Genomic DNA, 11,633 nt, shown 5'->3' with positions numbered 1-11,633 from the left:
GGAAACGCCCGGCTCCATTCCGAACCCGGAAGCTAAGCCCACCAGCGCCGATGGTACTGCACCCTAATCAGTGTGGGAGAGTAGGACACCGCCGAACACAACTTGGAAAGCCCCCGAACCCTCGTGGTTCGGGGGCTTTTCGCATCTCTACCCGTTGATATTCGTCGAGATTCGTCGAACGCGGGTGGCTCAGTCGTGGAGGCGGCCCAGGAGGCGAAGGACCTTGAGAGCCATCTCCTTGTCGAGGGGCTCGTTACCGTTCCCGCACTTGGGCGACTGCACGCACGACGGGCAGCCGGCGCGGCAGGCGCAGGCCGCGACGGCGTCGGCGGTGGCGCCGATCCAGGCCGCGAAGGCCTCGAAGCCGCGTTCGGCGAAGCCGGCACCGCCGGGATAGCCGTCGTAGACGAACACCGTCGGCAGGCCGGTACCGGAATGGGCGTTGGTGGACAGGCCACCGATGTCCCAGCGGTCGCAGGTGGCCACCAGACCGAGCATGCCGATCGCGGCGTGCTCGGCGGCGTGCAGGGCGCCGGGGAACTTGTCCGGGGCGACGCCGGCCGCGATGAGCGTCTCCGGCTCCAGGGTGTACATCACCGCACGGGTGGGGAGCACCTCCTCGGGCATGTCCAACGGGACCGAGTCGAGGATCTCGCCGGAGAGCGCCTTGCGCAGGTAGCCGGTCACCTGGTCGGTGACCACCACCTCCACGAAGGCGACGGTGAGGGGACCGAAGTTCCGCGCGTCCAGGGTGCGGACGATCTCGATGTCGCTGGTCTCCCGGACCGACGTGGTCCAGTCCGGTTCCTCCGGGTGGGCCAGCGCGAGCGAGTCGTGCAGGTCCAACTCGTCCACCACGAAGCTCTCGCCCTGATGCAGGTACACCGCGCCCGGGTGCACGCTGCGTTTGGCGCGACCGGAGTCGACGGTGCCCAGCAGGCGGGCGGTGGTGGAGTCGACGATCAGCACTTGCCCGCCGGCGCCGCCGCGAATGTCGATCTCACCGTGCGGATCCAGCCCGGGCGCCGGATACCAGCCCGCCTTGCGGCGCCGGAGCAATCCGTCGGCCACCAACTCCTCCACCAGGTCGTGGGCGCCGAAGGCCGTCACGTCGCGCTCGGTGAGCGGAGCCTCGGTGGCCGCGCACAGCAGGTGCGGTCCCAGCACGTAGGGATTGTGCGGGTCGGTGACCGTGGCTTCCACCGAACGCTCCAGGAGTGCCTCCGGATGGTGCACGAGGTAGGTGTCGAGCGGATCGTCGCGCGCGATGAGGACGACGAGGGAACCCTCGCCGCGGCGTCCGGCACGACCGGCCTGCTGCCAGAAGGAGGCGACGGTGCCCGGGTACCCGGCCACGATCACCGCGTCCAGACCGCTGATGTCGACGCCCAACTCGAGGGCGTTCGTGGTGGCCACGCCGAGCAGTTCGCCGTCGGCCAGCGCGCGCTCGAGGCGGCGTCGATCGTCGGCGAGATAACCGGCACGATAGGCCGCCACCCGGTCGGCGAGCTCCGGCGCGGCTTCGGCCAGCAACTGCTGGGCCTTGCGCGCGGTCACCTCGGTGCCCCGTCGACTGCGGACGAAGCAGAGGGTGCGGGCCCCCTCGATGACGAAGTCGGCGAGGAGTCGGGCGGCCTCGGCGCCAGCGGGGCGCCGGACGGGGGCGTCGTGCTCCCCGCGGGTCTGCTCGAGGAAGCCCGGCTCCCACAGGGCGACGGTGCGTTCCCCGTGCGGCGAGGCGTCCTCAGTGACGGCGACGACGTCGTCGGCGATCAACCGGGACAAGGCCTGCGCCGGATTGGCGACGGTGGCGCTGGCGCCGATCACCACCGGGTCGGCACCGTACATGCGGGCCAGGCGCAGTGTGCGCTGCAGGACCAGCGCGGTGTGCGAGCCGAAGACGCCGCGGTAGTGGTGGCACTCGTCGACGACGATGTACGTCAGGCGAGCGAAGAACTGGCGCCACTTGGCGTGCGTCGAATTGATGCCCAGGTGCAGCATGTCCGGGTTGGTGAAGATCCACCGCGAATGCAGTCGTGCCCACTGCCGCAGTTCCTGCTCGGTGTCGCCGTCGTACATGCACGGCTGCAGGTGGGAGAACTCCGGCAGGCCGGCGACGAGCGAGGCCACCGACCGCAGCTGATCGGTGCCGAGGGCCTTGGTGGGCGACAGATACAGCGCGGTGGCGTTCGGGTCCTGGGCGAAGCGGGTGAGGATCGGGAGCTGATAGGCCAGGGACTTGCCCGACGCCGTGCCTGTGCAGATCGACACGTGGCGGCCCGCGACCGCGAGTTCGGCCGCCCGGACCTGGTGCGTCCACGGCCGGGCGATGCCGCGTTCGACGAAGGCCGACCGGACCGCGGGGTGGACCCACTCGGGCCACGGTGCGAACTCGGCTGTGCGGGTGGGGATCACGGCGAGGTGGGTGAGCGGGCTCTCGTCCGGCTCCGTCTCGCCGGCCAGGGTGCGGCCGAGCAGTTCGGTGCCGTAGGTGCTCCGCTCCATCACGCCTCTTCGCCCCCTTGTGACCGACCCTGCCATCTTAGGCAACGCCGGACGACGTGTGCGGCGACCGCGGTGCGGCCACGTAGACTCGGGGCGGTGAGCCAGATGTCGTTGTTCTCCGCGGAGACGGAGGATCCTGCCATTGACGACCTGGCGGGATTGCTTGCGGCACAAGGGCAGTCGCTGCATACGCCGGTCGGTGCCCGGATCTCGGTGGTGGTGCCCGACCTGTGGCGGGCGCAGGCCATCAGCGCCGACATCCAGGCGATCGGTTTCGAGGCGGAGGTCGCGCAGTCCGAGGACGGGCGTCCGCTCGCTCGAACGGAGGCCAACCCCCGATTCACGGCGCTGCACCGCCGGTGGACGAGCGGGGCGGTCAAGACGGTTCCCGAGGGCTGGACGCCGAGTCCGCGCGCACTGCGACTGTGGGTCCTGGCCGCCGGACGACCGGACGGCGCCCACTACGCGCTCGGGCTGGACGCGCATGCCCCGGACACCCACGCGGGGCTGGCCACCGCGCTCATGCGGATCGGCATCGCCCCCACCCTGGTCGGTACCAACGGGGCCCACCCCGCGTTGCGCATCACCGGCCGCAAGCGCCGCACTCGGCTGCTGGAGACGATCGGTGCGTCGCCGCCCGGGGCGGAGGCCGCGTCGGCTTGGCCGTCGCCGGCCTGAATCGCGTCGAGGTGGCCGACTCATGGCGCCCGGCGGGACGGTGTCGGTCGAGCCCGGGGTCGTTCGTTCCACCTAAAGAGAGCCGCGCAACAACCCCCGCCTCCTGAAGTGATGTGCAGAAGACCCTGTATATAAGGTACAACGGCAACCAGCAGCGAAACTCTTAACGAAGGGCACCTGTGGCCGCCACCGACACCGATTCCACCGCCGTGCGGCGACTCGTCATCGTCGAGTCCCCGACCAAGGCTCGCAAGATCGCGGGTTACCTCGGCGGCAACTACGTCGTGGAATCCTCGCGCGGGCACATCCGTGACCTGCCGCGCGGTGCCGCCGATGTGCCCGCCAAGTACAAGGGCCAGCCGTGGGCGCGCCTGGGCGTGAACGTCGACGAGGGCTTCGAGCCGCTGTACGTGGTCTCCGCAGATAAGAAGTCCACCGTCACCGAGCTCAAGGCGTTGCTGCGCGACGTCGACGAGCTCTACCTCGCGACGGACGGTGACCGCGAGGGTGAAGCCATCGCGTGGCACCTGCTGGAGACGCTCAAGCCCAAGGTGCCGGTCAAGCGGATGGTGTTCCACGAGATCACCGAGTCGGCGATCCGGGCGGCCGCGGAGAACCCGCGCGACCTGGACATCGATCTGGTCGACGCGCAGGAGACCCGCCGCATCCTCGACCGCCTCTACGGCTACGAGGTCTCGCCGGTGTTGTGGAAGAAGGTGATGCCGAAGCTGTCCGCGGGCCGCGTGCAGTCGGTGGCCACCCGCATCATCGTCGACCGGGAACGCGAGCGGATGGCCTTCGTCTCCGCCGAGTACTGGGACATCGCCGCCACCATGGATGCCGGCGCCGAGGCGTCGCCGCGGTCGTTCGGCTCCAAGCTGCTCTCGGTGAACGACGCCCGCGTGGCCACCGGCCGCGACTTCGGTCCGGACGGCCGCCTCCGCAAGGACGACGGCGTGGTGGTCCTGGACCAGGCGCGCGCCACGGCGTTGGCCGCAGGACTGCAGAACGCGCAGCTCACCGTCAGCTCGGTGGAGGAGAAGCCCTACACCCGTCGCCCGTACGCGCCGTTCATGACCTCCACTCTGCAGCAGGATGCCGGCCGCAAGCTGCGTTTCTCGTCGGACCGCACCATGCGCACCGCGCAGCGGCTGTACGAGAACGGCTACATCACCTACATGCGTACCGATTCGACCACGCTGAGCGAGTCGGCCATCAACGCCGCCCGCACCCAGGCGCGGGAGCTGTACGGCGCCGAGTACGTGAGCCCCTCGCCGCGCCAGTACAACCGCAAGGTGAAGAACGCGCAGGAGGCGCACGAGGCGATCCGTCCCGCCGGCGAGACCTTCCAGACGCCGGGGCAGCTGGCCTCGGCGCTCAACGCCGACGAGTTCCGCCTGTACGAGCTGATCTGGCAGCGCACCGTCGCCTCGCAGATGGCCGACGCCAAGGGCACCACCATGACCCTCCGGATCAGCGGCACCGCCGCCACCGGCGAGCGGGTGGTCTTCGCCTCGTCGGGCCGGACCATCACCTTCCCCGGCTTCCTGTCGGCGTACGTCGAGAGCGTCGAGGAGACCGCCGGCGACGCCAAGGCCGACGACGCCGAGAACCGGTTGCCGAACCTGCGCGAAGGCCAGCAGCTGACCGCCTCGGAGCTGAACCCGGACGGGCACGCCACCAACCCGCCGGCGCGCTACACCGAAGCCTCGCTGGTCAAGATGCTCGAAGAGCTCGGCATCGGCCGGCCGTCGACCTATGCGTCGATCATCGGCACCATTCAGGACCGCGGATACGTGCTGAAGAAGGGCAACGCCCTGGTGCCGTCGTGGATCGCGTTCGCGGTGATCGGGCTGCTGGAGGGCTACTTCAACAGCCTGGTGGACTACGACTTCACCGCGTCCCTGGAAGACGACCTGGACCAGATCGCCAGCGGCGACGCCGACCGCACCCGCTGGCTCAGTGAGTTCTACTTCGGCGACGACGGCCACCTCGACGACGACGCGGCCGCGCATGCGATCGCCCGGCACGGCGGCCTGAAGAAGCTGGTCGGCGTGAACCTGGAGGGCATCGACGCCCGCGAGGTGAACTCGATCCGTGTCCTCGACGACGCCGAGGGTCGCCCGGTGTTCGTCCGTGTCGGCCGCTACGGGCCGTACCTGGAACGCAACGTGGCCGCCCCCGACGCCGAACCGGACCTGCAGCGCGCGAACCTCCCGGCGGACATGACGCCGGACGAGCTGACGCTGGAGGTGGCCGAGAAGCTGTTCTCCACGCCGCAGGAGGGCCGCGTGCTGGGCGTGGACCCGGTGAGCGGCAACCAGATCGTCGCCAAGGAGGGCCGCTTCGGTCCCTATGTGACCGAAATCCTGCCGCCCGAGGACGACGAGGACGGCGACGCCGGTGCCGCGGTGACCATCGCGCCCGGACCCACGCCGCCCGGCGGCGGCGAGGCCGTGCCGAGCGGAGCGGGCGGATCGTCCGAGGAGGTCGTCGCGCTCGACGACGTCGCCGCCGGGTCCGTCGCGACCAAGGCGCCGGCCAAGAAGGCCGCTGCCAAGAAGACTGCCGCGAAGAAGACGGCCGCGAAGAAGGCCGGTCCCAAGCCGCGCACCGGTTCGCTGCTGCGCACCATGGACATCGCCACCGTCACGCTCGAGGATGCGCTCAAGCTGCTGTCGCTGCCGCGAGTGGTGGGTGCGGATCCGGAGAGCGGCGAGGAGATCACCGCGCAGAACGGCCGGTACGGCCCGTATCTGAAGAAGGGCACCGACTCGCGGTCGTTGGCCAACGAGGAACAGATGTTCACCGTCACCTTGGAGGAGGCGTTGAAGCTGTACGCCGAGCCCAAGCGGCGCGGTCGTGCGGCGGCGGCACCCCCGCTGCGGGAGCTGGGCGAGGACTCGGCCAGCGGTCAGCCGATGGTGATCAAGGACGGCCGCTTCGGCCCGTACGTGACCGACGGCGAGACCAACGCCAGCCTGCGCAAGGGCGATGAGGTGGCCACCATCACCCCCGACCGGGCGATGGAGTTGCTGGCCGAGCGTCGCGCCCGCGGACCGGCCAAGAAGGCCGCCAAGAAGACGACGAAGAAGGCCCCCGCGAAGAAGACTGCGGCGAAGAAGACTGCGGCGAAGAAGACTGCGGCCAAGAAGACTGCGGCCAAGAAGACTGCCGCCAAGACCACTGGCGCCAAGAAGACCGCGGCGAAGACCACTGCGGCCAAGACCACTGCCGTTAAGAAGACGACGGCGGACTGAGGATTGGTTGTCCCTACCTGGACGTATACGGTGCAGCCTCGAGCTAGAGGCGTTCCGCCGCGCTATACGTCACGGTAGGGACAATGCTGGGTTAGACCGCAGGTCTGCGTTCGGCAGCGCGGCCAGGTGTTCCCCGCGCCGGACGATGGCGAGGATCGCCTCCTCACTGATCGTCCATTCTTCGGGCACCGCCACCTGCCGATAGCCCAGACGCACCGGAAGGTAGCCGAGTCGGAAAGCAGCGAGGTCGCGGGCGCGGTCGGTGTAGAACTGCTCGGGGGTGTGGTGATACTCCTGGCCGTCGATCTCGATGATCAATCTCCGCCCCACCAGCAGATCGACGCGACCGACGTCGGGGATCTGCACCTGCGTCTGAATCGACAGGTGATGGCGGCGAAGTCGGAGCCGCGCCATCGTCTCGGTGCCGGCCTCGGAGCGGGCGCACTTGTCTAGGAGTGCCTGAGTCTTGCGCGGACTGCTCCGCAGGGCGACCTCGATCTCGTCGCGGGACATCAGACCGAGGTTCATCAGCGAGTCGCAGACCACCACGATCCCTTCGGCGTCGAGACATCGCACGGCGTGGGCGAAGGCAGTGGGCACGTCGTCGACCGCACCGTCCTCGCGGAGCGGGCGTCCGTGGCGGTGGCAGAGTCCGGGGAGTCGCTGGTTGTGGGCGGCCGATCGCGCCCGCATGTGGGCCATGCCGTATCCCTCGGGGATCCACACTCCATGGAGGCGCAGTGCGGAGACGCAGCTGCACACTCCTCCCGCTCGCACCGACGCGGCGACCGCGGGGTGGGCCCGATCTGACGCATACCATCCCCGCCGCAGTTTCGTGAGTGCGCCGGTGTGGAGCGCCTGGCGCAGATCGGTGCGCGACACGCCGGCCTTCTGCAGTGCGGCCCAACTCGCGACGCCGTGATTTCTTGTGAGCAGCGTGTTCGGATCCATGCCGTCACCCTGGGCGTGCGAGGGGACGCGCGCCGGGCGGAGCGGCAAGGTGTGGACAACCCTGACGGGGTCCACAGATCCCGGACTACGACGTGGGTGTCCGTACCTGGACGTATGTGATCGTGTATGCCGAATACAGCGAGGACGGTCGCTATACGTCCGGGTAGGGACGGGGTCAGTCCGGCAGCACGTCGGGGGCGATCTCGATGAGGTTTGGCCGGGCGAGCAGGGTTTCGATGCCGCGTCCGCGCAGCTCCACGCCCTCGCCGATCTGCCAGTGCCGGGCCTCGTCGTCGCTGGCCAGGAACACCGCGCGTGCCGAACCCAGCACCCGCGTCGGTTCGTCCTTGGCCAGTTCGGTGAGCCGGGCCGCCTCGTTCACTGGGTCGCCGATCACCGTGTACTCCAGGCGCTGCTCGGAGCCGATGTGGCCGGCGACGGCCTTGCCCGCGGACACCCCGATACCCATGTCGACGTCGCCGAGACGCCGCGAGAGCTCCACCCGCAGCTCTCGGCCTGCCGCCAACGCGGCACCGGCGAAGTCGGGCTGATCCAGGGGCGCACCGAAGATCGCGAGCGCGGCATCGCCCTGGAACTTGTTGACGAAGCCCCCGTGATGGCCCACCACCTCGACGACCACCTCGAAGAAGTCGTTGAGCAGCTTGACCACCTCGCGCGGCGGACGGTTCACCGCCAGGCGCGTGGAACCGACGATGTCGACGAACAGCACTCCGACGTAGCGTTCCTCGCCGCCGAGTTCGGTGCCGCTCTCGATGGCGCGGCGGGCGACGTCCTCGCCGACGTAGCGGCCGAACAGGTCCCGCAGCTCCTGGCGTTCGCGCAGGTCGTCGACCATCTCGTTGAAGCCGGCCTGCAGCAGGCCCAGGTCGTTGCCGTCGTAGATCTTCAGGGCGACGTTCAGATTGCCCGAGCGGATCTGGCTGAGCGCCAGACGCATCTGCTTGATCGGGTCGGTGATGGACCGGACCAATCGCAGAATCGCCAGGGCCCCGAACATCAGCGACGCGAGGGCCATCCACACGATCGGCCGCTGCAGTTCTTCGGCGCTGGCGTCGATCACCCCGTAGCGCTGCAGCAGGATCATCGCGATCATGACGAGCATGGGCAGGGCCACGGTGATGGCCCAGAACACGCCGATGCGCGTGTTGATGCCGGGGGCCTTGGCCGATTCGGGATCGTTGGCCATGGCGGCGATGGTGATCGGCCGCAGCACCTTTTCGGCCTGCATGAAACTGAGAACAGCGGTGACCAGCACACCCACCATGCTCGCCAGCGCCACCAGAATCGCGTCCTTGCCGGACTCGCGCAGGTTCAGCAGCGACAGCAGAATGCCGCCGACCAACCACAGGCCGATGTTCACGTAGGTGAGCAGCGTGGGCAGTTTCAGCGCGCGGCGGCGGGCGGCCTCGTCGTCGAGCCGGGAACGACGGCGGTGCCAGATCAGGACCGGCAGGGTGAGTCGGATCGAGGCCAGCCCCGCAGCGATGATGGCCACCACGAGGTAGACGACGAAGTAGAGCTGGTTCTGGGCGTCGATCTCGCTGAGGCTGACGGTGTCCGGGCCGGGCAGGCCGAAGCGCAGGAACGCGAAGGTGAACAGGGCGCCGATGAGGTTGGCGCGCAACATGTCCAGCGCCAGGATCGGCCACGGGGTGTGTGACAGCCAGCGCAGAGTGTGCACTGCCTTCGTCCACCGAGACCGATGCTTGACCACGGAACATACGCTACCGGGGTGCTTGCAATAGTTAAACAGATTCCCGAGGGCGGGCCCGTCCGAACTGGCACTTACTCTGGACGATGTGACCAATGTCTTTGACGGCTTGATCGGACAAGAGGAGTTGGCCGGCGCTTTGGTGGCGGCGGCGGAGTCGGCGCGATCGGTGGCGGCCGAGCTCGAGCACGCCGCCGCGGGCGCGGTCTCGATGTTCGGCGACCAGGTCGCCCCGGAGTCCGATGCCGCCATGACGCACGCCTGGCTGTTCACCGGTCCGCCCGGCAGCGGGCGGTCGGTGGCGGCCACCAGCTTCGCCGCGGCGCTGCAATGCCAGGACCCGGCGACGGTGGGCTGCGGCCAATGCCGCGCCTGCGTCACGGTGATGGCGGGAACGCACGGCGACGTGCGGCATATCGCGCCCGAGGGCTTGACCATCTCGGTGAAGCAGATCCGCGAGATCGTGCAGCTCGCGGCCCGGCGTCCGACCACCGGCCGTTGGCAGATCGTCGTCGTCGAGGACGCCGACCGGCTCACCGAGCAGGGCGCCAACGCGCTGCTGAAAGCGGTGGAAGAGCCGCCGGACCGCACCATCTTCCTGCTGTGCGCGCCGTCGGTGGCGCCGGAGGACATCGCGGTGACCCTGCGTTCGCGGTGTCGGCACGTGACGTTGATCGCGCCGCCGGTGGAGGCGATCGCCCAGGTGCTGATCGTCCGTGACGGGATCGACGCCGACCGGGCGCAGTGGGCGGCGAGCGTCGCCGGCGGCCACGTCGGCCGGGCCCGGCGCCTGGCCACGGACGAACACTCCCGTGCTCAGCGCGAGCAGGCGCTGTCGTTGGCCCGTGCTGCGGTCCGCGAGGGCGAGATGTATGCCGCGGGGGAGGCGCTGGTGAACTCGGCCAAGAAGGTGGCCGACGAGATCGCCGCCGAACTCAACGAACCGGAGCTGCAGGAGCTGATGACCGCGCTCGGTGCCGGCGGCACCGGGAAGGGCACCGCGCGTCCGCCGCGCGGCAGCGCCGGGGTGATCAAGGAACTGGAGCGGCGCCAGAAGGCGCGGCACACGCGGATCATGCGGGACACGCTCGACCGCGCGTTGGTGGACCTGGCCGCGCTGTTCCGCGACGCGCTGGCGATGTCGATGGGCGCCTCGGTGGCGATGATGCACCCGGACAAGACCGAGGCGCTCGCCGGCCCGATGGCCACCTATGCCGCGCCGGACCGACTCCTCGGCTGCATCGAGGCGGTTCTGGAATGCCGCGACGCCCTCGGCAAGAACGTCAAACCGCGCTTCGCGGTCGACGCACTGATGGTGCGCCTGAGCGAGCAGCTCGCCCGGCGCACCCGCACCGCCTGAGCGGGGACGCTCAGGCGTCCTGCTCTGCGTCTTCGTCGTCGTGGTCGGCCAGCGGATCGTCGCCGCCGGCGCCCTCCAGCACGGTGAGTTCGTTGTCGATCGCCGCGGAGATGGCCTCGGCCTTCTCCTTCAGCTTGTCGGTGAAGTCGGACATCGCCCCTCCTGGACGTCGACCGGCGTCGTCGCCGGTGGTTGCCTTCGACTATAGGGAGTCAGCGCAGGTGCGGCGCGATCGCGGCGGCGACCAGTTCCAGATGGTCCAGATCGGACAGATCCAGCACCTGCAGGTAGATCCGGCGGGCGCCGACGGCGCGGAAGGACTCGATCTTCGCGATCGCTTCCTCGACGGTGCCGGCGACGCCGTTCTCGCGCAGTTCAGCCGGTTCGCGGCCGATGGCGGCGGCCCGGCGCACGAACTCGTCCTCGGTGCGGCCCACGCACAGCACCAGGGCCGCGGAGTACACCACGTCGGTCCGGGCGCGGCCGGCCGCCTCGCAGGCGTCGCCGACGCGCTCGTACATCTGCGCGGCGGTGGCCTCGCTGACGAACGGCACGTTGAACTCGCTGGCGTAGGCGGCGGCCAGCGCGGGGGTGCGGGTGGGGCCGGTGCCGCCGACGATCAGCGGCGGCCGCGGTCGCTGGGTGGGCTTGGGCAGGGCGGGGGAGTTCTCGATGGTGAAGTGCTTGCCCGCGTAGTCGAAGGTCTCGCCCTCGGCGGTGTCCCACATCCCGGTGATGATGGCGAAGTTCTCTTCGAGCTTGTCGAAGCGCTCGCCGAGGCTGGGGAACGGGATGCCGTAGGCGGCGTGTTCCTCGGCGAACCAACCGGCGCCGAGGCCCAGTTCCACGCGGCCGCGGCTCATCTGGTCCACCTGCGCCACCTGGATGGCGAGCTGACCCGGATGGCGGAACGTGGCGGAGGTGACCAGGGTGCCGAGACGGATCCGATCGGTCTGCACGGCGAGCGCGGCCAGCGTCAGCCAGGCGTCGGTCGGGCCCGGCAGGCCCGCGGAGTTCATCGCGACGTAGTGGTCGGAGCGGAAGAAGGCGTCGAAGCCGAGATCCTCGGTGGCACGGGCGACGGCGAGCAGGTCGTCGTAGGTGGCGCCCTGCTGGGGTTCGGTGAAGATGCGCAGATCCATGACCT

At 69.5% G+C, this 11,633-nt stretch carries 8 protein-coding genes and 1 rRNA gene; 4 read left to right on the top strand and 5 right to left on the bottom strand.

Annotated features, from left to right (window positions below):
- Positions 1-97: ribosomal RNA gene (gene rrf, locus ACFFJD_RS05990) — 5S ribosomal RNA — on the top strand; the annotation flags it as partial.
- Positions 98-189: 92 nt separating this feature from the next.
- Here rrf and ACFFJD_RS05985 read toward each other — a convergent pair.
- Positions 190-2,505, bottom strand: coding sequence for a DNA 3'-5' helicase SftH (locus ACFFJD_RS05985; RefSeq protein ID WP_382362144.1), 2,316 nt, complete (start codon positions 2,503-2,505; stop codon positions 190-192).
- 96 nt (positions 2,506-2,601) lie between these two features.
- On the opposite strand from ACFFJD_RS05985, the gene ACFFJD_RS05980 reads away from it, so the two are divergent.
- Together ACFFJD_RS05980 and topA are read left to right on the top strand one after the other, a co-directional pair.
- Positions 2,602-3,183 (top strand): hypothetical protein, encoded by a 582-nt coding sequence (locus ACFFJD_RS05980; protein WP_382362142.1) that lies wholly within the window; start codon positions 2,602-2,604, stop codon positions 3,181-3,183.
- Between the two features lie 179 nt (positions 3,184-3,362).
- Complete coding sequence (gene topA, locus ACFFJD_RS05975; protein ID WP_382362140.1) at positions 3,363-6,443, top strand: type I DNA topoisomerase; 3,081 nt, start codon at positions 3,363-3,365, stop codon at positions 6,441-6,443.
- Positions 6,444-6,512: 69 nt separating this feature from the next.
- Here the strand turns inward: topA and ACFFJD_RS05970 are convergent, their stop codons facing one another.
- A complete protein-coding gene (locus ACFFJD_RS05970; protein WP_382362138.1) occupies positions 6,513-7,394 on the bottom strand; it encodes a hypothetical protein in 882 nt (293 codons plus the stop codon).
- A 175-nt stretch (positions 7,395-7,569) separates the two neighbouring features.
- A complete protein-coding gene (locus ACFFJD_RS05965; protein WP_382362136.1) occupies positions 7,570-9,096 on the bottom strand; it encodes an adenylate/guanylate cyclase domain-containing protein in 1,527 nt (508 codons plus the stop codon).
- 118 nt (positions 9,097-9,214) lie between these two features.
- Between ACFFJD_RS05965 and ACFFJD_RS05960 the strand changes: the two genes are divergently transcribed.
- Entirely contained in the window at positions 9,215-10,486 is a 1,272-nt protein-coding gene (locus ACFFJD_RS05960; protein WP_382362134.1) for a DNA polymerase III subunit delta', read from the top strand.
- Between the two features lie 10 nt (positions 10,487-10,496).
- Here ACFFJD_RS05960 and ACFFJD_RS05955 read toward each other — a convergent pair whose 3' ends face one another.
- On the bottom strand, positions 10,497-10,640 hold the full coding sequence (locus tag ACFFJD_RS05955; protein WP_382362132.1) for a hypothetical protein: 144 nt from the start codon (positions 10,638-10,640) through the stop codon (positions 10,497-10,499).
- A 58-nt stretch (positions 10,641-10,698) separates the two neighbouring features.
- A complete protein-coding gene (locus ACFFJD_RS05950) occupies positions 10,699-11,628 on the bottom strand; it encodes an LLM class F420-dependent oxidoreductase (RefSeq protein ID WP_382362130.1) in 930 nt (309 codons plus the stop codon).
- Positions 11,629-11,633: the final 5 nt, after the last annotated feature.

The organism is Gordonia phosphorivorans, assembly GCF_042432625.1.
GTDB lineage: Bacteria > Actinomycetota > Actinomycetes > Mycobacteriales > Mycobacteriaceae > Gordonia > Gordonia phosphorivorans.
Note: the sequence above shows the minus strand (reverse complement) of the source record. Positions and strands in the feature narration are given on the sequence as shown.

Coding starts and splice junctions, on each gene's coding strand:
- ACFFJD_RS05955 (WP_382362132.1), bottom strand. CDS start 10,640: ATGTCCGACTTCACCGACAAGCTGAAGGAGAAGGCCGAGGCCATCTCC.
- ACFFJD_RS05970 (WP_382362138.1), bottom strand. CDS start 7,394: ATGGATCCGAACACGCTGCTCACAAGAAATCACGGCGTCGCGAGTTGG.
- ACFFJD_RS05985 (WP_382362144.1), bottom strand. CDS start 2,505: ATGGAGCGGAGCACCTACGGCACCGAACTGCTCGGCCGCACCCTGGCC.
- ACFFJD_RS05950 (WP_382362130.1), bottom strand. CDS start 11,628: ATGGATCTGCGCATCTTCACCGAACCCCAGCAGGGCGCCACCTACGAC.